The organism is Kitasatospora sp. NPDC090091, assembly GCF_044747365.1.
GTDB lineage: Bacteria > Actinomycetota > Actinomycetes > Streptomycetales > Streptomycetaceae > Kitasatospora.
In genome coordinates, this window is sequence record NZ_JBIVDY010000004.1 from 319,055 (window position 1) to 343,253 (window position 24,199).

Sequence of the window (24,199 nt, forward strand, 5' to 3'; positions counted from 1 at the left end):
AATGGACCACACCCCGACGGCGCCGCAGTCGGCCGCCGCGACGACCACCGCCGCGGCCACCATCACCGGCGCGGCCACCGCGACCGACCCGCAGCTGCTGCTCAACGCGCTCGACCACCAGTTCCGCGGCTTCCGCACCTTCTGGTTCGACCGCATCTCCCCCGCCGGCCCGCTCGTCCTGCCGGCCGCGCGCGGCGCCGAGCTCGAACGGGCCTCCGTCCGGCTGGCCGGCCTGCTGCGCCGGGCGGCGTCCGGCCTGGGCGCGGACTGCCTGGCCCGGCACCGGGCCCTCGGCCTCGACGAGCGGCTGACCGCGTTCTACGCGGACGAGGAGTTCGAGCAGACCTACGCCACCGCGATCGGCCGGCCGGACGTCATGCTCACCGAATCCGGCTGGAAGTTCATCGAGTTCAACTTCTGCTCGGCCACCGGCGGGCAGGTCTTCACCCACCTGCTGAACGACCTCTGGCGCCAGCTGCTGCCCGGCAGGGCCGCGGACTCCCTCGTCCTCCCCGACCCGATGGCCGCCCGCAACGACCTGCTCCGCGGCGTCCTCGCCGAGTACGGGCTGGAGCCGCGGCTGGCCCTGATCGGCTACCTGCCCGACGTCTTCGTCACCGACCGCCGGTACTACGAGATCGAGATCGACGCGCTGCGCAAAGGCGGGATCGACGCGGAGTACTTCGACACCGACGAGTTCACCGACGCCCTCGCCACCCGCGCGGGTGAGTTCCCGCTGGTGCTGGAGCGGGTGGTGCCGCAGGAGTGGCTCGACGCCGGACGGGACCTCACCCCGCTGCTCACCATCCGGAAGTGCGGGGCCACCGTGCTGACGCCGCAGAGCTCCTACCAGGCGGCGAACAAGCAACTGTTCGCCGCGCTGTCCGCCGGGCTGGACTGGATGACCGACGACGACCGGGAGTTCGTCGCCACCTACCTGCCCTGGTCGCGCAGCATCCGGGAGGAGACCGTCGAGTTCGAGGGCGAGTCCTGGACGCTGACCGACCTGTTGGTGCGCCGGCGGGAGGAGTTCGTGCTGAAGCGCTCCGACGGGGACCAGAACGCCGACGTGCATCTCGGCTTCCGGACCGGCGCGGCCGAGTGGGAGGCGGTCATCGCCAAGGCCCGGGAGGCCGGCACCTGGATCGTCCAGCAGGCCGTCCACAGTGCCGACCTCGCCGTGACCGTGCTCGACGCCGGCAGCCGCGAGTACCGCCCGCTGTCGACGAAGGCGGTGTTCGGCCCGCTGGTCATCGGCGGCCGGACGGCGGGCTGCCCGGTCCGCTACGAAGTCCCGGCACCGCTGGGCTCCGCGCCGGGGACGCCGGGTTCGAGCATCCTGGGCACCGCGGCCTGGGGTGCGTGACCGGGTAGCGCCCCGGGCGGGTGACCGTGCCGGCCGGCACGGTCACCCGGTCCCGGCCGCGCCGCGCCGCGCCGCGCGGGCAGCGGTCCGGTGCGCGGTCAGCGGCCCGGTGCGCGGTCAGCGGTCCGGCCGGCGCTCGTCCTTGCGGGCGAGCGCCACCAGCTGGACCCGCGATCGCACCCCGAGCTTGCGGTAGATCCGGGTCAGCACCGCCTCCACCGTCTTGACGCTGACGTACCGGGCGGCCGCGATGTCGCGGTTGCCGTACCCGTCCGCGACCAGCTCGGCGATCCGCTTCTCCGCGTCCGTCAGACCGGCGAGCCAGGACGGCGCCCCGGCCCGCTCCGACCGGGCGGGCCCCCAGAGCGGCGCACCCGCCGCCCGGAACACCGCCTCGGCCGCCGCCTGCAGCTCCCGCGCCCGGGCCGGGCGCCGGCGCCGGCGCTCCACCGCCGAGTGGGCCAGCAGCACCCGGCCGCGCTCCAGCGGATACCCCAGGTGGTCGAAGGTGTCGAGGGCCCGGAGCAGCAGCTCCTCGGCCGGACCGAACTGGCTGTCCGCCGTCCGGCAGAGCGCCTCGGCACGGTCCAGCGAGGCCAGCACGCCACGCCGCCCCAGCTCCTCGGCCCGGCGCCGGGCACCGGCCACCTGCCGCGCCCCGGCGGCCGGGTCGCCCGCGGCGACCAGGGCCTCGGCGAGGTCGGCGTCGTAGCGGATCACCGCCGGATCGGCGATCGCCAGCTCCCGGACGAGGTCACGCACCCGGAGCAGGTCCGCCAGGGCTCCCACGGTGTCCCGCAGCAGCAGCCGGGTCAGGCCGGACAGGTGCAGGCACTGCGCGGCGACCAGCATGTCGGCCTCCTCCTCCGACGCCGCCAGACCCAGCTCCGCGTACGCGAGCGCCTGCTCCAGCTCCCCGCCCGCCAGCTCGGCGGTCGCCGCGGCGTACCAGGGCGGGCCGGGCGAGGCGCCCAGCGTGCGGGCCAGGTCGAGCAGCCGGCCGGCCTCCTCGCGGGCGGCCCGGCCCTCGCCCCCGGCCGCGTGGACCTGGACGGAGCCGTCGAGCAGCCAGAGCAGGTCGGCGGGGCCGCCACTGCCGGCGACCACCGGCCGGAGCTCGTCGAACAGCCGGCCGGCCTCGGCCGTCCGGTCGTCCAGCAGGGCGAAGCAGGCGGCGGCCCGCCGCGGGTCCGCGGTGACCCGCGGGGCCGCGCCCGCCGCGCCCGGTGTGTTCGCTGCGCCCGGTGCCAGAGCCAGGCGCAGCGTCGCGGTGTGCTCCACCGCGCCGCGGCCCTGCTCGATCCGGGCGGTCAGCGTCATGGCGGCGGCGCGGGCGGCCGGGTCGCCGGCCCGCTCCGCCCACTCCACGGCGCTGCGGGCGTGCGCCAGAGCCTCGGCGCAGAAGCCCCGCTTCAGGTGGGCGCTCCAGGCCAGCCGCAGGTGCGCCGCCGAGACCAGCGCGGGCTCGTCGCCGGCGCCGGCGTCCACCAGGGCCCGGGCCGCGACGCCCTCCAACAGGGCCGCGCCCCGTCCGGCGGCGTCGATGACGGCGATCCGCGCCCGGGCCCGCGCGGCGGGGCCGGCCCTGGTCCGGCCGATCCGTTCCAGGGCGGTCCAGGCGAGGTCGAACCTCCCGGCCGCCTCGGCGTCCCGGGCGGCCGCGACCAGCAGGTCGGGCCGGGCACCGCCGGCCCGCTCGCCGGCCAGCAGGCCGAGCTCCGCGGCGCGTACCCGGTCGCCGCGCTCCCGGGCGCCCGCGGCGGCCCCGGCCAGCGCCTCCACCAGGGCGGGCGGGATCTCGGCCGCCGCCCAGGCGGAGGCCTCGTGCCAGGCCCGGTCGGCGGGCCCGGCCGAGGCGCCGGCCAGCACGTGGTGGGCGCGGCGCACCGCCTCGTCGCCGGCCTCGGCGACCACGCCCTCGCGCACCACCGGTGCCGGGAAGGCCACCGCGCCGTCGACCACCCGGACCAGCCCGGCGGCTTCGGCCGCGGTCAGGGCCGCGTCCGCGGTGGGCCCGCCGGCCCGGCGGACGGTGGCCACCGACGGGTCGGCGGCCAGGGCCGCCAGCACCAGCACCCGCCGCACCGGTTCGGCCAGGTCCGCCAGCCGGGCCCGGATCGCCTTGCGGGCGAACGGGGCCAGCGGCCGGGTGTCCAGCGCCGTGGCGGGCGTGCCGGCCCGGGCCAGCCCGGCGGCGATGTCCGAGACCAGCCGCGGGTTGCCGCCGGTGGCGGTGTGGATGCGGCCGGCGGTCCGCAGCGGGATCCCCAGGGAGCGCGCGACGGCCGCCGACTCCTCCGGGCCGAGCGTGGGGATCCCGATCTCCACCGCGCCGCCGCCGAGGACGTCGTGCGGCGAGGGGCCGTCCGGCCGCAGTGCCGCCAGCAGGGAGACGCTGCCGCGGATCCGCCGGGCGGCGAACCCGAAGACGTCCAGGCTGGCCGGCCCCCACCAGTGCACCTCGTCGGCGGCCAGCAGCGGCCGGGCCCGGCGTCCCCAGGTCTGGAGACAGGAGAGCACCGTGACGCGCAGCGTGGTGGTGTCGGGCTCGGGCCCGGTGACGCGCCGCAGCACCCAGTCGATCGCCCGGCGCTGATGGTCCGACAGCTCGCCGGACACCTCGGCCGGGCAGGCGGTGAACAGGTCGACCAGGGGCGCGTAGGCGACGTCGGCGTCGGCGGGCGCCGAACTGAGCCGCACCACCGGGTCCCCGGCCGCCTGCCACTGCGTGCAGACGGCGTCCAGCACCGCGGACTTGCCGAATCCGGTCGGTCCGACCACCGCCACCGCGCCGCCCTGCCGCAGCTCTCCGCAGACCTGCTCCACCAAGGGGCGGCGCTCGGTCATCGCAGCGACGCCATCCAGGCCTCGACCTCGTCCGCCTGGCGCGGCAGACCGGACGACAGACAGACCGCGCCGTCGGCGGTGATGAGGAAGTCGTCCTCGATCCGCATGCCGATGCCGCGCAGCTCCTCGGGGATCGTCAGGTCGTCCGGCTGGAAGTAGAGGCCGGGCTCGACGGTGAGGACGTGGCCCGGCTCCAGCACGCCGCCCAGGTAGGTCTCCTGACGGGCGCTCGCGCAGTCGTGGCAGTCGAGGCCGAGCATGTGGCCCGAGCCGCAGACGGTGTACCGGCCGTACAGTGTGGAGTGCGGCGCGAGGGCCGGCTCGCCGCCCGGCCGCAGGCCCCAGTCGTCGAGGCCTTCGGCGATCACGGCGGCCGCGGCGTCGTGGAAGTCGCCGAAGCGGGCGCCCGGCTTGAGCGCGGCGATGCCCGCCGACTGGGCGGCGTGGACGAGGTCGTACACCTTGCGCTGGACGTCGGTGAAGCGACCGCTGACGGGCAGCACCCGGGTGATGTCGCCGGTGTAGAAGGAGTCGGCCTCGACGCCGGCGTCCAGCAGCAGGATGTCGCCGTCGCGGACCGGGCCGTCGTTGTGCATCCAGTGCAGGACGCACGAGTGTGCACCGGAGCCCACGATGGTCTCGAAGCCCAGGCCGTACCCGTCCATCCGGGCCCGGCGGTTGAAGGTGCCCTCGATCCAGCGCTCGCCGCGGGCCACGCGGGTGGCGTGGCCCAGCTCGCCGACGACGTCGTGGAAACCGGCGACGGTGGAGCCGACGGCCGTGCGCAGCTGCTCGATCTCCCACTCGTCCTTGACCAGGCGCGATTCGGAGAGGTAGGTGCGGAGTTCGGCCTCGGCCGCGTCGTTGCGCGCCACCAGGGCGTCGACCAGCGCGTCCTCGCCGCGCAGCACCCGGGTCGGGACGTGGCCGCCGAGGGCGCGTTCGAGGTCGTCGCGGGCGGCGGCCTCGATGCCGAACGCGTCGGCGGTCTCCGACAGGGTCCGGCGCCGTCCGACCCAGAACTCGCCGTGCTGCCGGTCGCGGTAGAACTCCGCGCTGTTCGGCCCGCCGTCGCGCGGCGACCGCGGCCGGGTGAACACGGTGACGTCGTGCCCCGCCCCGGTGGGCTCGAAGATCAGGACGCTGTCCGGGACGGCCGAGGTGCCGAGCTCGGCGGTGAGGTGGATGTACGCGGAGTGCGGCCGGAACTGGTAGTCGAAGTCGTTGCTCCGGGCCTTGATCCCGCCCGAGGGGACGACGATCCGTTCCCCGGGGAACCGCTCGGACAGCGCCGCGCGCCGCTTGGCCGCGTACACCGCGCCGGGCACCGGCGGCAGCTTCAGTCCGGTGTCCGCCCACCCCTGCTGGAAGCACGCGGCCAACGCGTCCGGCACCGCGCGGTCGTGGCTCTGCACACCACGCGACCCACCCTGTCGTTCCACCGTAAGCCTCCGATCTTGTTTGGTCTGCTCACGGCGAAGCTACCATTTCACATGTGACACAGCCAGAGCTGGGAAGCGATCGGCGAAGCTCTCGTTCCAGGTGAGACGCCCGGGGCGGCCGGTACGGGGGCACCGGCGGACGGCCGTGCCGGCCGGCGCGGGGCAGCGCACGACGACGGGCCGGACGGTTGTCCGTCCGGCCCGTCGTCGCAGCGGGCGTCACACGTTCTCTTGCGCGGCCCCGCCGGCGAGGCGCGCCTCGATCTCCCTGCGCTCGGCGGCCACCCCGTCCCGATGCTCCCGATAGGCCCCGGGACGGAGCAGGTCGAGCTCCGCATGGAGCTCCTCGGCCTCGGCGAGCAGCGCCAGCGCCTCGGCGAACTCCTCGTACTCACTGCGGTAGCCGGCCGCCAACGTCAGCGCGAGCACTGCGGGCAGTCCGAAGGCGCCGACGTCCCGACCGGCGAGGCCCCGGAACATCTCGACCGACTCCACGATCGCCGTGCGACCTTCGTCGTGCCGTTCGGGGGTGCCGCCGAGACGCGCGGCCAGCGCGTACAGGGTCTCGGCGAGGACGGGCTCGAAGAGCGCCGCTTCGGCCGCCGCCAGCGGCCGGAAGGCACGGATCGCCTCCTCGGTGGCGGCCACGGACTCCTCCGGCCGCCCCAGCTCCCACAGGCACGCGGCGAGGCTGTTGACGGCGAAGGCCAGTGTGTCGGCCAACGACGGCTCGCCGACCACCAATCCGCGGAGCAGCCGTACCGCCTCCCCTTCCGTCTCCGCGGCCTCCGCGAACCGTCCGGCCTCCATCAGCTTGGAGCCCAGGCTGGTGAGCGCCAGGGCGAATCGGTCCTCGAACAGCCCGGGCCGCTCGGCCACCAGGCGGCGGAAGATCCGCGCCGACTCCTCCGCGGGGGCCAACCACTCCTCGTCCGGGCCCGCCTCCCGGCGCAGGTTGGCCAGAGAGGCCAGCAGTCCGGCGTGTTCGTGATCGAAGGCGGAGGTGGTCTCGGCCAGAGTGCGGTAGAGCCCGGCGGCCTCCTCCGCCGCGGCGCGTGCCTCCGCACCCCTGCCGAGGCCGGGCAGGGCGCCGGACAGGTGCAGGAGCGCCAGCGCGAGTCCGCGCGTCCGGTCGTCCCCCGGCCGGGGCCGCCGGTAGATCTCCAGCGCCTGCTCCACGACGCGCACCCCGTCCACCGGCCGGCCCACCCCTCGCAGCCGCACGCCGAGGTTGAACAGTGCGGCGGCGAAGTCCTGCTCGTGGACGGCCGGCAACGCCTCGGCGAGCTCGCGCCGGATCTCCACCGCCTCCTCCATCCGGGCCAGCGCGGTCTCCTGGTCGCCCGCGTCGGACCAGTGGTTCCCGAGGTTGTGCAGCGCCATGGCCAGCCGGGGGCGCAAGACCGCCGGCCGGTCGGCGGCCCGCCGCCGGTAGATCTCCACCGACTTGGCCACCGCGACCAGCGCCTCCGGCCAACGTCCCAACGGCGCCAGGAAGTTGCCGACGTTGGAGAGGGCGAGGGCGAGGTCGGGCTCGTACACGGCCGGGTTGTCCGCCACGAGTCGGCGGAAGATGTCCACCGCCTCTTGTTCCGCGGCCAGAGCCTCCGGCCATCGGCCCAGCTCCGAGAGCCGGAGACCGAGGTTGATCAGTGCGTCAGCGAGGTCGGACTCGTACGCGGCGGGGCTGCTCGCGGCCAGGCGGCGCATGGTGTCCACTGCCTCCCGCTGAGGCTCCAGCGCCTCCTCCCACTTCCCGTTCTCGGCCAGCCGGTTGCCGAGGTTCATCAGGGCCCTGGCCAGACCACGGGCATGGGTGGCCGGATCGATCCCGGTCAGCCGCCGGTCGATCGCCACGGCCTCCCGGGCCGCTTCGAGGGAGTCCTCCGCCCGGCCCACCTCGGACAGCCGCAGCCCGTAGTTGTTCAGCGCCCCCGCGAGATCCTCCAGTGCCCCGGTGTGCTCCGCCGCGGAGACGCCGTCGGCCTCCTCGGTGTCAACGGTGGCCAGCTCCCGGCCGATCCGCACCGAGGCCTCGGCGGCGGTCAGGGCCTCGTCCCACCGGCCGACCTCGGACAGGGCGACGCCGAAGTTGGTCAGCGACCGGGCCAAGGCCGCCCGGGCCTCCCGGTCGGCCTGGCTGTGGCGCTCCAGGAGCTCGACCGCCGCCTCGTCCTCGGCCACCGCCCCGGCCAGGTCGCCGGCCCGTGCCCGGTAGGACGCCAGATTGTCGCGGGCCCGCCCGAGCAGCGGCTCGAACACGATGGGGTCGTCGGCCGCCCGCTCGCGTAGCCCCTCGACCCGCTCGCGGGTGAGCCGCAGCGCGAGCGGGGCGACGATCCGGGCCGGGTCGGCCAGGGCCAGGGCGGCCGGGCGCAGCGCGTCGAAGTGCAGCGGGGTGCGGTCGAGCGCGGCGTTCAGCACCTCCAGCACGTCCCGGGAGGGCTGGTGGCGGTCGTTGTCGTAGTGGGCCACCGCCGCGCGGGCGAGCACGGTGACCAGCTGCCCCTGCTGCGCGGGTGCCGCGGCGGCCAGTACGGCCGGCAACGCCACACCGCGGCCGAGGACGCGGCCGGAGGCGTGGAACTCGGCCACCCGGTCCGGCTGGAGGGAGCCCCAGAAGAGGCCGGGGGCGGGCGGGTAGAGCCGGGCGAGCCACTGGACGGCCACGCGGCGCTTCTCCGCGGGCACTTCGGGCACCGCCGCGACGACGGCCAGCGCCTCGTCCTCGTCCGCGGCCCCGCACAGCGCCGCGACGGCCACCAGGTCCTTGAGCGTGTTCCCGAGGTCCAGCCGGAACGCGGGGGCCCTGGCGCTCTCGCGCCAGAACCGCTCCTCGTGGTCCACCAGGATCTGCTCCGCGCTGTCGCCTGCGGTCGCCGGCACCGGCCGCGGGCCGTTCTGCAGGAGCGCGGCCAGGGCCGTCATCTGGAGCGTGAGGGCGTTGTCGTAGCGCGGCGCGTCGAGGTCGTCCAGCGACTCCACCGTCGCGGCCAGCTGGCCCCAGGGGTGGTCGGGGACACCGGGGACGGCGGGCAGCAACCGGGCCAGGTGGCCCGCCGCGTCCCGGAACGCCTCCCGTCGCTCCTCCTTCGGCCTGCCGCGGGGCAGCAGCGGCCCGAGCGGCATGACCACGGCCGTGTTGAGCACGCTCCTGGTGCGGAAGTCGGCGGTCAGGGTGTCGGTGCGCCACTCGCCGTCTGCGCGGGCGATCAGCAGCAGCCGGACGCGGTGCCGGGACTCCTGAAGGAAGGCGGTGACGTCCCGGACCAGCTCGGGCCGGGTCTCGGCGTAGTCGACGACCAGGAGCATCGGCAGCTCCGTCTCCAGGACGTCGAGGGTGTAGGTGACGCCGTCCCGGAGGCTGGGGTCCAGATGCCCGGTCACCCAGCCGGTGTTCGCCAGCGCCGTCGTCAGCTGCCGGGCCAGTCGGCTCTTGCCCTGCCCGCCGGGGCCGACCAGCACCCGCGCGGAGAGCGCTGCCCGGCCCTCGGTGCACCAGCCGGTCAGCTCGGCGAGCTCCGCCTCCCGGCCGTGGAACGGCACAGCCTCGGCGTCCGCCCGCAGCAACCCCGCGGGCGAGGGCAGGCGGCGCTCGACGGCCGCCGGGCTCAGGACGCGGCGACGGCCCGCGGTGGGTTCCACGGGCTCCAGCACCGGCATCCACCCGCCGCTGTGCTCCTCAATCGCGGCACGGAACTCGTCAATGGCGATCAGGAGGGCGACGGGAGTGGCGGTCAGCCGGACGCCGCCGACCGCCCGCCGGTCCTCGCACACGACTCCGCACAACACGTCATCGGCAAGTACCGCGGCGCCCGAGATGCCCGCCCACGGCGAGCCCGCCTCGACCTCGGGCGGAGCGTACTTGGAGAAGATCTCGTAGCGACGGGCGAGCGAACCGGTCCGCGGGCTGACCTCCCCGGGCAGCCCCTCGTCGACCCGTTGCCCGTTCGCCCCGTCCCTCTGATGGCGCGGGTAGCCGACCACCGAGACGTCCCACGGCCTGGAGCCGATGAAGTGGCCCCAGCGCTGGGGCGGCCGTTCGGTGAGGTCGGCCAGGGACTCGGGCACGGGCCAGGCATCGTCCTGATCGACCTCGACCAGCGCCGCGTCGATCACGTCGTCGTACCGGAACCACCGCACGGTGGCGGGGAGGCCCCTCTCCGCCGGAGCGGTCCACGGGCCGTCGAGCGGCCGCGGCACGGGCCGCTCCACCGTGACCCTGCCGGGCGCCAGGCCCTCGGGGGTGCCGATGGTGTGGGCGGCCGTCAGAACCAGTCGGGGAGCGACGAGGTAGCCCGTCCCGAAGTCCGCCCCGCTCTCACCCGGTGCGTACAGCCGCACCTGAACAACCCGATCGTTCTCCACCGTCTGTTCCTCCCCCTGTGGTCCGCACCCGGTTCCCGGCTACTCCGCTACTCCTTGTCCTTGACCCTGATCGGGCCGTTGTCCGCCCCGCGCGGCTCCAGCCGGACCGTCACCTTGTGGGTCGACTTCTCCGCCTTCTCGGCCTTGCCGCCCAGGCTGACCACGCTGAAGCGCAGCCCGGCGTCGGCGCCCCTGGTGCGCGTCAGCTCCATGCCGAGTTCCAGGGTGATCTCACCCAGACCGAACACCACGCCCTGGCTGCCCTGCCCGTGGGGGTTGTTGAGGCGGCCCTGCGCCTCGGCGATCTGGCCGCGCAGCAGCGCGATCGCGTCCGCGAGATCCAGCCGGTCCTCGTCGGGGGTGTTGCCCATCGCTGTGTCCTTTCGCTTCGTCCAGTCCCGGGTGTGCCGGGCACGTTCTGGGTGGGGTCCCGGGTCGGCCGGACGCCCCGGGCGCTCAGTCCGGCTGCTCCGTGCGGGCCGTCAGCCGGTCGCGCAGCTCCCCTGCCCTGCGCAAGGACCGCTCGACCAGCGCCGGTTCGTGCTCCGCACGGCGTTTCAGGAGGACGATCGCCTCGTCCAAGTCCGCGCGGGCGTCGCCGAGCCGGTCGTCCGCCAGCAGCCGGACCTCGGCCCGGCTGTGCAGTGCAGCCGCGAGCAGCACGTCCGCCAGGCTGCGGTCCTCGGCGAGACTTCGGCGGGCCATCTCCACTGCCTCCGCCGCGGTCGCCAGTGCCTCCTCGGTGTGTCCGGCCTGCGCGAGACAGAGTCCGAGGGTGGGCAGAGCCCTGGCCCGGTCAGCCTCGTAGACCACCGGCTCCGTCTCGATGATCCGGTCGAGGATCCGGACTGCCTCGGTAGCCTCGGCGAGCGCCCCGGGCTGCGGCGGTTCGGCGTCCGCCCGGCACTGGGCGAGGGCAACGAGCGCGTTGGCCAGGAAGCGCTCGAAGGCCGGGTTACCCGTACCGCTGACGGTCCGGGCGGCCGCCACCGCGCTTTCGAGGACCTCCAGCGCCGCCGGGTCCTCCTGATCGTCCAGGATGCTGCCGCGCATGGTCAGCACCATCGCCCGCCCGGTGTGGTGCGTCGGGTCCGACTCGGGAAGCAACTGGTAGTCGGCGGCGGCCTCGGTGAGCGCACCCAGCGCCTCGTCCTCACGGCCTCGCTCCAGGAGCACGACTGCGTAGGAGAATTGGGCGAGGGCCGAGTCCCTTCCGTGCACAGCGCGCTCGTGCTCCGGCAGCCCGCGCCACAGTGCCACGGCCTCCTCGACGGCGCGGAGCGCCTCGCCCCGGCGGTCCGTCTCGCTCAGTTGGCTGCCGAGGTGGCCCAGCGCCTTCGCGAGGCCGGCCCGCGCGGCCCCGGTACCGGTTGCGTCCCAGAGCTGCCGGCGGATCCCGACCACCTCCTCCGTGACGGCGATGGCCTCCGACAGGCGACCCACCCGGCCCAGCAGGGCACCGAACAGCTGAAGGATGTCCACCAGCGACGACCCGTGCCGAAGAGGGTCGATCTCCGCCAGCCGGCGGCGCGCCGCCACGACCGCCTCGAAGGCCGGCAGAGCCGCCGTCGACCGCCCGGCCACCACCAACACCAGACCGGCCATGGTGAGGGAAGTGGCGGAGTGGGGCAGGTCAGCGCTGGGCCCGAGCAGCTCGACCACCTCCAGCGCCGCCTCCACGCTCTCCTCCGACCGGCCCAGATCGCGCAGGCACGTGGCCTGGTTCGCCAGGTGCCGGGCCAGCTGGGGCTGGAACGCCCCGGGGTTGACCGCGACCAGCTCACGGCTGAGCCCGACGGACTCCTCGATCCGCGCGAGCGCCTCGTCCGGCCGCCCGTCCTTGCGAAGCTGCTCGCCGATGTTGTGGAGGCACTTGGCCAGGCCCGGGCGGGCCGCGTCGGCCTGGCCGGCCGGCAGCGACCGGTAGATCTCCAGGGCCTGCAGGGGCGCCGCGAGGGCCTGGTCGGCCCGGCCAGCCTGACCGCTGTAGGTGCCCAGGGAGATCAGGGCCATCGCGTGGTCCGCGGCGAAGACGTCCGGGAGGGCACGGTGGAGTTCGCCGTAGAGCTCGGCCGATTCCTCGGCTGCCCGGAGCGCGTCCTCCGGCCGGTCGGCGGATGCGAGCTCGTTCGCCAGGTTGTTCAGGGATCCGGCCAGCTCGCCCGTGTGGGCGGCGGGCTGTGCCTGCGCCAGGGCACGGTAGAGGCCGACGGACTCCTCCGTCCGGGCCAGCGCCTCGCTGCTGTGGCCGGCGTCGCTCAACTGGACCGCCAGGTTGCCGAGGCTCATGGCCAGATCCGCCGTGTATGCGGCCGGGCGCCGCTCGGCGAGCCAGGACCGGATGTCCACCGCCTTCCGGACCGCCGCCAGGGCCTCGTGCACCCTGCCCATGTCGCCGAGGCAGCTCGACATGGTGCCCAACGCCAGCGCCAGTAGCGGCCGGTAGGCGTCCGGCTTCCGGTCCGCCAGCGGCTGGAGGAGGTCGACAGCCTCCGCGCTCTGCTTGAGGGCCGCCTCATCACGGCCCTCGGCCGTGTAGCACAGGGAGAGGTTGTTCAGGCTGAGCGCGAGATCCGCCAGGTCGTCCTCGGCCGTGCTGAGGGCCTTGCGCCGCCGACGCTCCACGACCTCCTCCGTGGTCGCGAGCGCCGCTTGGCCGTGTCCGAGATCGCCCTGACGCACGGCCAGGGTGCCGAGTGAGATCACCAGGTGATTCGGGTTCGCGATGGCCTGGGCATCGTCCAGCTCCCGGAAGATGCGGACGGCCTCCTCGGCCGCTTCCAAACTCTCCTGACGCCGGCCCAGCTCGCCGAGGAAGTTGGCCCGGTTGTTCAGACCGCCCGCGAGCCCGTTCCGCGCCCGTGCGCCGAACGGATCCGCGACACTCCGGTCCGCCGCCAGGGGCCGCAGCAGTCCGATGGCCTCGTCGCCCGTCGCCAGAGCCTCGGCGTCCGCGCCGACCGCGCTGAGGCTCTTGGACAACTCGCGCAACCTGACGGCGATTTCGATCACCTCCTCGGGGGTGCCGCCGCCCGCCGCGCGCAGGGACTCGACCAGCCGCCCCAGCGCCTCGACGGCCCACGGGCCGAGGTTGTATGAGAGGTCCGGGACCGCCGCGATCCAGGCCGCCAGGTCCTCGGGGGTGGTGGACGGCGCGTGGAGCAGGTCCCGCAGACCGCGCAGGATCGGCTCGGGCTCCTCGACCCGGGTGGCTGCGGTGATCGCGGCCAGCGCCAGCGCCTCGGGGTGACCGCTGCAGAGCCCGGTGAGCACCGGGGCCAGCCGGTCGCGCAGCGGCCGGTGGTGGGCAGCGCGGGCGAGCACGGTCAGCAGGCGCTCGGCCTCGGCCCGCTCGATGCCGTCGAGCAGGGCGGGGAGGAGGCGTCGGTTGCCCAGGACGCGGTTGCCGGCGAAGCGCTCGGCGATCCGGTCCGGCTGCAGGCTCCCCCACGGCCGCAGGCCCGCGCTGTCCGGCGGGTAGAACTGGGCAATCCACTTGTCCACGGGACCGACCAGGTGCACCTGCTGGCCCAGCACCCGGCGCAGCACGGCGTCGGCCTGTCGGTGGTCCTCCGGGTCCAGTAGGACGGCAGCCGCCAGGGCGTCCTTGAAGACATCGCGCTCTGGGGCGTTCTCGCTGTACCCGAACGTCGCCAGTGCCCGGTGCCAGTACCGGGACTCGTGGCTCAGCAGTCGGTTCTCGACGTCGTCGGCGTCCTTCCGGGGGGCCACCAGGGTGAGGCCGGATGGCGGCGGGCCGGTGGTGTCCGGCATGCCCTTGTCCAGCAGGTCGGCCAGGGCGGTCATGTGCAGGGTGAGGATGTTCTCGAAGCCGGGACGGCTCAAGTTCGGCACGGGCAGGGCGTCCGCGAGGGCAGGCCAGTCCGGGCCTTCGTGGCCCTGCACGTTCGGGAGGTGCCGCGCGAACGCCTCGGCCGCCTGTCGGTACAGCGCTCCCCGATCGGCCTCCTTCTCGGCCAGGGGCGGGAGTTCGACCACCGGCGCGAATCCCAGGAGGTCCTCAGCCGCCTGGCTCGCGGTCCCGGCCCGCTCCCACCAGCTGCCGGCGGTCCGGGCGATCAGGACCAGCTTGAACGGCACCCGTCGTTCCCGGACCGTGTCCAGCAGCAGCGACAGCTGCTCCAGGCGGCTCTCTGCGTAGTCGATCACCACCAGCAGCGGACCGGCCGTCTCCCGCAGCTTCTCAAGGTCGTCGGCCCGCGTGCTGGTCCGCAGCCAGACTGCCACCCAGGGGAGTGCATCCGGATCCCGCTTCGCCTCGGTCAGGCTACGGGCGAGCTCCCGGACGAGCCGGGTCTTCCCCTGACCGCCGGGGCCGTGCAGCAGCACGGCTCCAAGACCGTCCTGCCCGCACCAGGCGACCAACTCGTCCAGCAGTTGATCCCGGCCGTGGAAGCCGACCACCTGGCGCTCGGCCCGCAGCAGTGCCGTCGGCGAGCCCTTCGGCCCGGCAGGGTCGGCGGACCTCTCGTCGACCAGGTCACGGAACTCAGCCGGTTCGAGGAGGGGTGAGTCGGCGCCGTAGCGCTTCAGCGCCGTTCGGAAGCCCTCGTCCTGGTGCAGCACGTAGGCGGGGACGACCTGCACCTCGCCGTGCCCGAAGTGCCGGCTCTCGGCGACGACGACCCCGACCACCATCCGGCCGAACAGCACCGCCCCGCCTGACAGTCCGGCCCACGGCAGCCCGGGCCGGCCCGTCCAGACGGGCGACGGGCCGTCCAGCTTCATCACGTACCGATTGCCGGCCACCCCGCTCCCCGGGTTGATCCAGCCCGTCTCCTGTTTGCCCTCGACGAAGTCGGAATTCTCCTGGGCCGCCGCCGGAACGCCCCAGGTCTGACACTTCTGTCGGGGCAGGGTCGTCACCAGCTTCCCCCAGCGGACCGCGGCGCCACCCGGCGGCTGCCACCGCTCGTCCGTGATCTCCACCAGAGCGGCGTCGTCACGGTCTCCGCTCGTACCGCGCCACACCACCTTCCCGCCGAACACCTCCGGCCAGCCCGGCCGATACACCCCGACCGTCTCCGCATCGCAGACCACGTGGGCCGAGGTCAGCACGAGCCGGGGCCCGACCGCATACCCCGACCCGCGGCCCGACGGCCCGTCAACTGCTACAGCGCGCTCCTGCTCCACATGTCCCCCTCAGGTCCCTCAGCACCGTGCTCCCCCTCGGCCCGGCTCAGCCCGGTCGGCGTCCGCTCACGTTGCCCGGGCCCGTCGGCTGGTCGGCCGCGCCTCGGATCAGCAGGTCCGCGCCGTCGGCGCTCCTCGGCGTCAGGGTGAAGGACACGCGGTGCGTGCGTCCGCGGGAGACCCCGGCGCCCGCCTCGGCGGTCACCGCCCAGACCTTGAACTTGCCCTTGGCGTTGACGTCCGCCCGCAGCTCGACCTCGAACTCCATCTCCACCGGCCCCACCGTGAAGGCCAGGTCCTGACCGGCGCCCCGCGCCGCGGCCTCCAACAGTTCGTCCCTCACGGCGGCCACCGCGTCCGCCAGCCCGATCTCCAACTCACGCACTCCGTCCGTAAGATCATGCTTTCAGCGGACACCCTAGGAGGCCCGGGTCCGAGCGCGCAGGCGAAACATCAAGTAGCTGGGCGGAGTTGACGGAGGTACGGGCGCGTTGAGGGGCGCCCCGGCGCGCAGGGGGCGCGAGGGTTGCGAATGCACGCCGGGGGTGCGGCGGGGGCGGTCAGTGAGCGGCGGGCGGGATCTCGCCGGAGCCGCGGACGATCAGTCGGGTCGGGACCTCGATCCGCCGGGCAGGGCCGTGCTCGCCGTCGATCCGGTCGAAGAGCAGCCGGGCCGCGGCCGTGCCGAGGCCTGCCGGGTCCTGAGCGACAACGGTCAGGCCCGGGGCGAGCAGGTCCGCGAGTTCGAGGTCGTCGAATCCGACCAGGGCGGGCCGTCCGGCCCCCGAGGGCAGGTGGTGCAGGGCAGCAAGGGTGATCCGGTTGTTGCCGGTGAACAGCGCGGTGACGGCGCCCGGTCCGGCGGTGAGCCGCGCCACCGCGCGGCCGACGGTCACCCGGTCGCTGGGGCCGGTGGCGATCCACTGCTCGTCGACGGGCAGGCCCGCCTCGGTCATGGCCTCCCGGTAGCCGCGCAGGCGCTCGGCGCTGGTGTGGATGTGCGGGAGGTCGCCGACGAAGCCGATCCGGCGGTGGCCGTGCCGGATCAGGTGCCGCACCCCCGCCCGGGCGCCGACCGCGTTGTCGCTGAGCACGGCGTCGGCGTCGAGGCCCGCACCGGGCCGGTCGAGGAAGACCACGGGGGTGCCGGCGGCCGTCTCGGGCAGCAGGTATCGGTGGTCGCCACCGGCCGGCACGATCAGCAGCCCGTCGATCCGCCGGGCACAGAAGGCCAGTGCCAGCTGGCGCTCGCGCGCCGGATCCTCGGCGCTGGATCCCGCGAACAGCAGGCAGTCCCGGGCCCGGGCGACCTCCTCCACGGCGCGCGACAGCGCCGAGGAGAAGGGGTCGCCGAGGTCCTCCAGCAGCAGGGCGATGCTCGCGGTGCGGCCGGTGCGCAGCAGCCGGGCGCTGTCGTTACGGCGGAAGCCCAGCTCGGCGATCGCCGCCTGCACCCGCTCGGCGGTGGCGGGCGTGACGCCGCTCTCGCCGTTCACGACGCGGGACACCGTCTTGAGCCCGACGCCCGCCGCCGCGGCCACGTCCCGCATGGTGGGCCGGGCCCCGGCTCTGCTGCTGGTCATGCCACCGCAGCCTAGCGGCGCCACACCGGACACCACCCGACCGGCCGGCCGGGCCGCACTCGCCCGCCGCCACGGCCGGGCCCTTCAGCCGCCCGGGACAGGCGACAGGAGAGCGAGGAAGCCGTCCAGCAGAGACCGGCCGGGCGCCGGGACCATGTGGTGACGGAAGGCGCCCTCGTCGTCGGCCACGGTACCGGCCGGCCAGCCAAGGAGGTCGAACCGGGCACGCAGGTAGGACCCGCCCGACGCCACGACCTCGGCGCCCTCGGGTGAGACCGCCACCAGGTGCGTGGCGCCGCACCCGCACTCCGTGCACACCAGCGGTGTCCCGCCCAGACGGGCGAGCCGCTCCAAGGCCGTCGGGTAGGCCAGTTCGCGACCGGGGCACACCTGAATGATCCGACGACTCGTCATGCGGGCAGCCTATGTCCCGTCCGGCAAGGCGTACCGTCGGGCCGAGGTCTCGACCCGAACGCGGGCGAATCCGTCGGTCCAGTGGTCCTCGTCGAGGTGCCCGGCCTCAGCGCGGCTTGAGCTCGGCGCGGCGCTGGTAGCGGGAGCGTGCCAGGCGGTGGGCCTCGTCCAGCAGGTCGCGGGTTGCCGCGCCCGTGCGGGGGCCCGGGTTCACCACGGCCAGCCAGCCGGCGGCGCCGTAGACGGGGTGCGCGATCAGCGTGTCGGCCTCGCCGGGGTCGACCGCGACGGCCGCCGGATCGCCGGGGGCGTGACCCGTCCACCGCTCGAACGCCTCCCTCCCGGCGGCGACGTTCACGCGGAAGGCGTCCGGCCGGTCCAGGCGTGAGGCCTCGTCGCCCGGACAGTCCTTGGTCACCACCGTCGCGAACGGCTGGGTGCGGGTCGGGGTGACGCCGTCGGGCGCGTAGTAGAAGAACGTGTCGCCCCAACTGATCTCCGGTGTGCCGTCGCCAGGGGCCGGCCTGAGGGTGAGGACGCCGTCGAGGCCGTCCACGTAGCTGATGATCTCGTCCATCGTCATGTGCTCTAGCGTGGCATTCACGCGCTTGTGGAGACTTCGAGGCTGAAGGGACGGATTTCAGGGTGCCAAGTCTCAAATCGGGTGGCCTTCGCACCGTCGATGTCGCGCGGCGGGCCGGGTGCTCCGTCCAGCAGATCCGCAACCTCGAACGCGACGGGGTGCTGCCGCCCGCGACGCGCACGGCCGCGGGCTACCGGATCTACGGCGAGGTGCACCTGCAGTCCGCGCTGGCCTACCGGGCCCTCGCCGCGGGCGCCGGCCCGACCGAGGCCCGGAGGATCGTGCGCGCCGCGCACCGGTTCCCCGCCTCCCCGGAGGTGTTCGCCCTGCTCGACGCGGCGCACGCGCGGCTCCACGCGGAGCGCACGGAACTGGGGCAGGCCAAGGAGGCTGCGCGGGCGGTGGCCGACGAGCCGATCGAGGACGTCCGCACCTCGGACGCGATGAGCGTCTCCGAACTCGCCGCCGCTCTCGGCGTGCGCCCTTCGACGCTGCGGCACTGGGATGCGGAGGGCCTCGTCGTCCCCGACCGCGGACCCGGGCGCGGGGCTCGCCGCTACACGCCGGCCCAGGTGCGGGATGCCCGGATCGTCCACCAGCTGCGCAGGGCCGGCTACCGCATCGCGCCCCTCCGGGTGCTCGTCCCGGAGCTCCGGCGGGCGCACCGGTCGCCGGACATCACCACCGCGCTGGCCGCCCGGGACGCCGGGCTCGCGGCTCGCTCCAAGGCCCTGCTCGACGGTGCCGTCGCACTCGGCGGTCTCCTCTCCGCGCGCGGAGGGAGGGCCTGAGCGATCCCCGGAGTCCGGGGGCCGCCGCCGCGGGCATCCGGGCGCCGCCGCCCACCGCCCCTGCCCACCGCCCCGGTCCATCGCCCCGGTCCACCGCCTGGACAACGTTGTCAGAAGTGGCCAGAATCGGCCCGACCGACCGCCTCGGCCACCGCCACGACCGTGGGCCCCGCCCCCGGCGACCGGACACCCGCCCGCCCACGAACGCCGGAGTAGCCACGATGAGCCATGACCGGGCCGCCACCACGGACGACCGGCGCCCCGAGCAGCCGTCCCTGCTCGCCGCGCTCGACGTCGGCGGCACCAAGATCGCGGGCGGCCTGGTCGGGCCGGACGGCGAACTCCTCCACAGGGTGCAGCTGCCCACCCCGGCCCGCGAGGGCGCCGAGGCGGTGCTCGCCACCGTGCACCGGGTCCTGGACCTCGTCGCCGAGCACCCCCTGGCAGCGACGGCCCGGGCGGTCGGCATCGGCAGTGCCGGACCGGTCGACATCCGGCGCGGCACGGTCAGCCCGGTGAACATCCCCGGCTGGCGCGACTTCCCGCTGCGTGACGCCGTCGCCGAGCACCCGGGCGTCAAGGGCCGGCCGGTCGTCCTCGGCGGCGACGCCGTCGCGATGGCCGCCGCCGAGCACTGGCGGGGCGCTGCCCGCCCCTACCGGAACGCGCTCTGCATCGTGGTCTCCACCGGCGTCGGCGCCGGGCTGATCCTCGACGGGCGGCTGCACACCGGCCCCACCGGCAACGCCGGCCACCTCGGCCACATCACCGTCGACCTCGACGGCCGCCCCTGCCCGTGCGGCTCGCGCGGCTGCATCGAGGGCCTGGCCAGCGGGACCGCCATCGCCCGCGCCGCCCGCGAGGCCGGCTGGCGACCGGCGGGCGCGGGGAGTCCGGCGAGCACCGAGGGCACGGGCGGCACCGGGGGCCCCGCCGACGCCTCCGCCGCCGCGGTGGCCGAGGCCGCCCGGGCCGGCGACCCGATCGCCCGGCAGGCCTTCGACGGCGCTGCCCGGGCGCTCGCCGCGGGGATCGCCGCCACCGCCACCCTGGTGGAGATCGAGGCCGCCGTGGTCGGCGGCGGCGTCGCCCAGGCCGGCGAGCTCTTCTTCGAGCCCCTCCGGCGCCACCTCGCCGACTACGCCGCCCTCCCCTTCGCCGCCGGCGTCACCGTCCTGCCCGCCCGGCTGGGCACCGACGCCGGCCTGGTCGGCGCCGCGGCCCTGGCCCTCGACGCCCTTCCGACCGACGCACCGTCGACCGACGCCCTGCCGACCGGCGGCCGCTGACCACCCGCGTCCGCCCCGGCCGGACCGGCGCCGCACGCACTGCAACCGGCGCCCGGCGCCCGGCGAGGTCAGGCCAGCCGCTTCAACAGCTCCTCGGCCAGCGGCCCGGCGGAGGAGGGGTTCTGGCCGGTGACCAGGTTGCGGTCCTCGACCACGAAGGGCGCCCACGGCTCGCCCTCCTGGACCAGGACGCCCGCCTCGCGGAGCCGGTCGTGGAGCAGCCAGGGGGCCTTGTCGGCGAGACCGGCCTGGGTCTCCTCGTCATTGGTGAACGCAGCCACCCGGTAGCCGGCGAACGCGTTGGTCCCGTCGGCGTCGACCGCGGCCAGCAGCGCGGCCGGGCCGTGGCAGACCACGCCAAGAGGCTTGCCGGAGCGCAGCGTGCGGGCCAGCAGCCGGCCCGAGTCGGCGTCGCCCGCGAGGTCCTCCATCGGGCCGTGGCCGCCGGGGTAGAAGACGGCGTCGTAGTCGTCGAGGTCGACGTCCGCGAGCCGGACGGGGCGCTGGAGCTCGGCGAACCCCGCGAGCGTGTCGGCGACCCGCTGCGCCCCCTCCGCGCCCCCGTTCACCTCCGGGGCGAGGCTCGCGCGGTCCACGGTGGGAACCACGCCGCCCGGGGTGGCGACGGTGATGCCGTGGCCGGCGTCCTTGAACAGCTTGTACGGGACGGCGGCCTCCTCGGCCCAGAAGCCGGTCGGGTGCTTGGTGCCGTCCGCCATCGTCCAGCGGTCGGCGCCGGTCATCACGAAGAGGATCCTTGCCACGGTGCGGTCTCCCAGCTTCGGGTCGGGACCCCGGCCTCCTCCCCCGGCACCGGAGCGGATCGCGGACACGCGGCGTCGGGGTGCGCAGTGTCGCGGTGCGCAGTGTCGGAGTGCCCACTGTCGGGGTGCTTGTCACCCTCGAACCTAGGCGCACTCACCCACCAACGGCCGACGGCAGCGCCGGTGCTGGTCAGCGGACGGTCGATTCCTCACCGGGATCGCCTACCGCGGCCGGGCACGAGCAGGAACCGCTCACCCCGCCCACCCGTCATCTCCATAGGACTGTCACAACCGTAACGCTGATACAGAGTCAACCTTCGCTCGCCACCACCGAAGCCCGAGGAGCTCCATGGCCGACACCGTCAACTCCCTGACCGCCCGTGTCCACGAAGTCCTGGTGGACCTGCTGACCCGCGGCGCCCCCGCCGTGGGCACCGCGGGCCTCAACGACGTCGTCGCGCGCGCCACGGCGCTCGGCCCCGAGGGCACCTGGCTCGTCGCCGCGGGCCATGCGAGCCTCGCCGACGTGGCGTTCGCACGCGGAGAGACGGACCGGCTCATCTTCCACCTCGACGCCGCGGTGACCGCCGGCTACAACGACTGCGTGGCGCTCCACCTGCCCCCCATCCGCCCGCTGCACCACGATCCCCGCTTCCAGGCCCTGTACCAGCGGATGCGCATCACCCAGGCCGACCTCGACGAGTTCTTCTGGCTCCACCGGGAGATACAGATCATGGCCCGGGACGCCCAGCGGGCGACCGTCGACAACATCGGCCGCCTCGACACCGGGGTGTCGCTGCTCCCGCAGGCCCCCCTGCCGACCCGCGAACCGAACACCCTCGGCGTCCTGGTCACCCGCCTGGATCTCGCCGCCACCCAGACCGCGCTCCAGCAGGCCGCCGTGAAGCAGGACCTCCGGCGCAGCTCCGACAACGTCAGCCTCAGCCTCATCGACGACACCTGGGACTACGCCCGCGCCAGGCGCGACGCCTGGCACGCCGACGAGCTGGAATCCCACCGCCTGCAGGCGGGCGCGGCCCGGGCCTTCGTCGAGCGCCCCGGCGCCGGCACCGCGCTCGCGCCCTGTCCGCCGCTGGGCTCGATCACCTACCCGAGCTGACCCGGCCATCCACCCCGAGCTGAGGAGTGCCGCACCGGCCCGAGGGGGGCCGGTGCGGGCTCGTCACTCGTCCGAGCCGATCTCGGTCTCCCAGCGCAGCAGGTCGCCCGGCTGGCACTCCAGCACCTCGCAGAGCGCGGCGAGCGTCGTGAAGCGCACCGCCTTGGCGCGGCCGTTCTTGAGTACCGCCAGATTGGCGGGAGTGATGCCCACACGGTCCGCGAGCTCGCCCACGGACATCTTCCGCCTCGCCAGCATCACGTCGATGTCGACGGCGATCGGCATCAGATCACCTCGTCCAACTCGGCTTGCATCTGCGCCGCTTGGACGTCACGCGCGACGGCCTGGGCGAGCAGCATCCGCAGCACGAGCACGATGAGCGCGACCCCCAGGATGGCCACGCCGATCCCGGCCATGATCACCGTGACGCCCGGGTCCTCCCGCTGGCCCGGCGCGTTGATGGCCGTGACCGCGAACCACACGAGGGCGGCCGCCACGATCGCGCCGATCACGCCGTCCACGTACCGGAAGGCGGCGTGGGAGAACACGGTTCCGCGCCGCACCATCGCCACCAGCCGCCAGACACAGACCACGGCGACCTCGACCGCCCCCAGCCCCAGGATCGTGACCAGGCGCAGCGGGGTCAGCGGGAGCGACCCGTCCTCCGGGTCGGTGAACAACGCCCACACCATCAGTGCCTGTACGCCCACGGCGCCGACGAGCACCACCACGAGCACGGTGCGCAGCGCCCGCACGGTCAGTCTTCCCACGGCCCATCCCTCCATCGAGTTACGATGGGAATCTATCGAATTTCGATATGCGGAGCAAGAGCTCGGCCCGGCCGGCTCCACCCGGCGGGGCGCGAGAACGACTGCGGCCCGCCTCTCGAAGCGCCGAGAGGCGGGCCGTTCTGCAGCGGCGGCCGGGGAAGACGGCTCCGGACGAGGGGCCGGACGCCCGCCCGGAGGGGCAACGAAGGTCAGCCCTCGGCGCCGGCCGCGAGGACCGCCGCGTCGAGGGCACCCGTCAGCCGGTCCAGCAGTGCACGCAGTGCGCCGAGGTCCTCGACGGGGAGGCTGGTGGCGGTGAGGAGCCGGCGGGGCACCTGACCGGCGCGGTCACGCAGGGCCAGCCCGGCGTCGGTGAGGCTGACCGTGACCGAACGCTCGTCCTCGGGGCTGCGCTCCCGGCGGACCAGGCCGGCCGCCTCCAGCCGCTTGAGCAGTGGGGAGAGCGTGCCCGAGTCCAGGCGCAGGAGTTCACCGATCCGCTTCACCGGCAGCTCACCGTGCTCCCAGAGCACCAGCATGACCAGGTACTGCGGGTAGGTGAGCCCCAGATCCTTGAGCAGCACCCGGTAGACGCCGCCGAACGCGCGCGAGGCGGCGTTCAGCGAGAAGCAGATCTGCTGGTCGAGGCGGAGCAGCTCGGAATCACGGAGCTCGTCCGCATCACGGAGCTCGTCCGGGTCGCGGGGCGCCTCGCCGGTCTCGGGGGGTGTGGCCATGCCCCCATGATACCGATCGCGCCCGCCATTCAGTTGTGCGCAATTGAATTGCGTGCTCTACTTGTACCTGCACGGCGGCCCGACCAGGCCGCCGAGGACAGAAGCACGACCGATGCAGGACGGAAGGGAACGGACCCATGGACGCGCTCTACACCGCAGTGGCCACCGCGAACGGCCGGGAGGGCCGCGCTGTCAGCTCCGACGGCCAGCTGGACCTCGCCCTGGCGATGCCGCCCGCCCTCGGCGGCAACGGGCAGGGCACCAACCCCGAGCAGCTGTTCGCCGCCGGCTACGCGGCCTGCTTCGCGAGCGCGCTGGGCCTGGTCGGCCGGCAGGCCCGGGTCGACACCAGCGAGGTCTCGGTCACGGCCGAGGTCTCCATCGGCAAGGACGGCGCCGGCTTCGGCCTGGGCGTGGTCCTGCGCGTGGAGCTGCCCGACTCCCTCGCCGGCGAGAGCGGCCAGCTGCTGGTCAAGCAGGCCCACGAGGTCTGCCCCTACTCCCGCGCCACCCGCGGCAACATCCCGGTGGAGCTCATCGTCGAGTGATCTCGCACCATTCGCACGGGCGGAGGGCCCGCCGCGCAGCACGCGCGGCGGGCCCTCCGCCCGTCTCGGCCCGTCTCGGCCCGTCCCGGCCCGTCCCGCCATGCGGCGGACGCGATCGCTCCGCTACCCGCCCGCTCCCCCGGCACCCGAAGCAGGCCCGCCCGGAGCAGCACCGCCCGGCCCGGAAGCACCCGGCGAACCGCCACCCGGACCGCTACCACCCGGACCACCGGCTCCGCCAACCGATCGAAGGACGTCGAGCCGGTGCCGGTACTCCTCCGCGTCGATCTCCCCGCGCGCGAACCGCTCGGCCAACAACTGCTCGGCCGTCGGCGGCGCAGCCCTGGCCGGCCCACCAGGCCCACCCGGTCCACCCGCCCCCACCGGTCCACCGGTACCAGCGGCACCGCCCGGCCCGGCCGG

At 74.8% G+C, this 24,199-nt stretch carries 18 protein-coding genes; 5 read left to right on the forward strand and 13 right to left on the reverse strand.

The features are described 5' to 3' along the window. Position 1: 1 nt before the first annotated feature. The gene (locus ACIPSC_RS09235) at positions 2-1,366 is read left to right on the forward strand and encodes a hypothetical protein (RefSeq protein WP_400824393.1); all 1,365 of its coding nucleotides are present in this window, start codon (positions 2-4) and stop codon (positions 1,364-1,366) included. A gap of 117 nt (positions 1,367-1,483) precedes the next feature. Here the strand turns inward: ACIPSC_RS09235 and ACIPSC_RS09240 are convergent, their stop codons facing one another. The 9 genes from ACIPSC_RS09240 to ACIPSC_RS09280 all read right to left on the reverse strand — a co-directional run bounded on the left by ACIPSC_RS09240 (position 1,484) and on the right by ACIPSC_RS09280 (position 17,757). Next, on the reverse strand, positions 1,484-4,213 hold the full coding sequence (locus ACIPSC_RS09240; protein WP_400824394.1) for a LuxR C-terminal-related transcriptional regulator: 2,730 nt from the start codon (positions 4,211-4,213) through the stop codon (positions 1,484-1,486). Further along, on the reverse strand, positions 4,210-5,628 hold the full coding sequence (locus ACIPSC_RS09245; protein ID WP_400824395.1) for an aminopeptidase P family protein: 1,419 nt from the start codon (positions 5,626-5,628) through the stop codon (positions 4,210-4,212). Before ACIPSC_RS09245 ends, ACIPSC_RS09240 begins: the two co-directional genes overlap by 4 nt. A 246-nt stretch (positions 5,629-5,874) precedes the next feature. Next, positions 5,875-10,023: a tetratricopeptide repeat protein gene (locus ACIPSC_RS09250; RefSeq protein ID WP_400824396.1), complete on the reverse strand. Its 4,149-nt coding sequence runs from the start codon at positions 10,021-10,023 to the stop codon at positions 5,875-5,877. Positions 10,024-10,070: 47 nt separating this feature from the next. Next, on the reverse strand, positions 10,071-10,394 hold the full coding sequence (locus tag ACIPSC_RS09255; protein ID WP_400824397.1) for a trypco2 family protein: 324 nt from the start codon (positions 10,392-10,394) through the stop codon (positions 10,071-10,073). A gap of 85 nt (positions 10,395-10,479) precedes the next feature. Next, positions 10,480-14,973, reverse strand: a complete 4,494-nt coding sequence (locus ACIPSC_RS09260; protein WP_400824398.1) for a tetratricopeptide repeat protein — start codon at positions 14,971-14,973, stop codon at positions 10,480-10,482. Between the two features lie 250 nt (positions 14,974-15,223). Continuing rightward, complete coding sequence (locus ACIPSC_RS09265) at positions 15,224-15,562, reverse strand: trypco2 family protein (RefSeq protein WP_400824399.1); 339 nt, start codon at positions 15,560-15,562, stop codon at positions 15,224-15,226. Between the two features lie 175 nt (positions 15,563-15,737). Continuing rightward, positions 15,738-16,760, reverse strand: a complete 1,023-nt coding sequence (locus ACIPSC_RS09270) for a LacI family DNA-binding transcriptional regulator (protein ID WP_400824400.1) — start codon at positions 16,758-16,760, stop codon at positions 15,738-15,740. Between the two features lie 84 nt (positions 16,761-16,844). Continuing rightward, a complete protein-coding gene (locus tag ACIPSC_RS09275; protein ID WP_400824401.1) occupies positions 16,845-17,174 on the reverse strand; it encodes a hypothetical protein in 330 nt (109 codons plus the stop codon). Positions 17,175-17,280: 106 nt separating this feature from the next. After that, a complete protein-coding gene (locus tag ACIPSC_RS09280; protein WP_400824402.1) occupies positions 17,281-17,757 on the reverse strand; it encodes a DUF6194 family protein in 477 nt (158 codons plus the stop codon). A 62-nt stretch (positions 17,758-17,819) separates the two neighbouring features. On the opposite strand from ACIPSC_RS09280, the gene ACIPSC_RS09285 reads away from it, so the two are divergent. Both ACIPSC_RS09285 and ACIPSC_RS09290 read left to right on the forward strand, forming a co-directional pair. Beyond that, entirely contained in the window at positions 17,820-18,548 is a 729-nt protein-coding gene (locus ACIPSC_RS09285) for a MerR family transcriptional regulator (RefSeq protein ID WP_400824403.1), read from the forward strand. Between the two features lie 221 nt (positions 18,549-18,769). After that, positions 18,770-19,837 (forward strand): ROK family protein, encoded by a 1,068-nt coding sequence (locus tag ACIPSC_RS09290; RefSeq protein ID WP_400824404.1) that lies wholly within the window; start codon positions 18,770-18,772, stop codon positions 19,835-19,837. Positions 19,838-19,905: 68 nt separating this feature from the next. On the opposite strand, the gene ACIPSC_RS09295 is transcribed toward ACIPSC_RS09290, so the two are convergent. Further along, on the reverse strand, positions 19,906-20,601 hold the full coding sequence (locus ACIPSC_RS09295) for a type 1 glutamine amidotransferase domain-containing protein (protein ID WP_400824405.1): 696 nt from the start codon (positions 20,599-20,601) through the stop codon (positions 19,906-19,908). Positions 20,602-20,950: 349 nt separating this feature from the next. Here ACIPSC_RS09295 and ACIPSC_RS09300 point away from each other — a divergent pair, with 349 nt between their 5' ends. Beyond that, entirely contained in the window at positions 20,951-21,721 is a 771-nt protein-coding gene (locus ACIPSC_RS09300; protein WP_400824406.1) for a hypothetical protein, read from the forward strand. Positions 21,722-21,784: 63 nt separating this feature from the next. Here ACIPSC_RS09300 and ACIPSC_RS09305 read toward each other — a convergent pair whose 3' ends face one another. The 3 genes from ACIPSC_RS09305 to ACIPSC_RS09315 form a co-directional block, all read right to left on the reverse strand. Next, positions 21,785-22,006: a helix-turn-helix domain-containing protein gene (locus ACIPSC_RS09305; protein WP_400824407.1), complete on the reverse strand. Its 222-nt coding sequence runs from the start codon at positions 22,004-22,006 to the stop codon at positions 21,785-21,787. Beyond that, a complete protein-coding gene (locus ACIPSC_RS09310; RefSeq protein WP_400824408.1) occupies positions 22,006-22,491 on the reverse strand; it encodes a DUF2975 domain-containing protein in 486 nt (161 codons plus the stop codon). Before ACIPSC_RS09310 ends, ACIPSC_RS09305 begins: the two co-directional genes overlap by 1 nt. Positions 22,492-22,700: 209 nt before the next feature. Next, positions 22,701-23,228, reverse strand: a complete 528-nt coding sequence (locus ACIPSC_RS09315) for a MarR family winged helix-turn-helix transcriptional regulator (protein ID WP_400824409.1) — start codon at positions 23,226-23,228, stop codon at positions 22,701-22,703. A gap of 137 nt (positions 23,229-23,365) precedes the next feature. Between ACIPSC_RS09315 and ACIPSC_RS09320 the strand changes: the two genes are divergently transcribed. Next, positions 23,366-23,776, forward strand: coding sequence for an organic hydroperoxide resistance protein (locus ACIPSC_RS09320; protein ID WP_400824410.1), 411 nt, complete (start codon positions 23,366-23,368; stop codon positions 23,774-23,776). Positions 23,777-24,199: the final 423 nt, after the last annotated feature.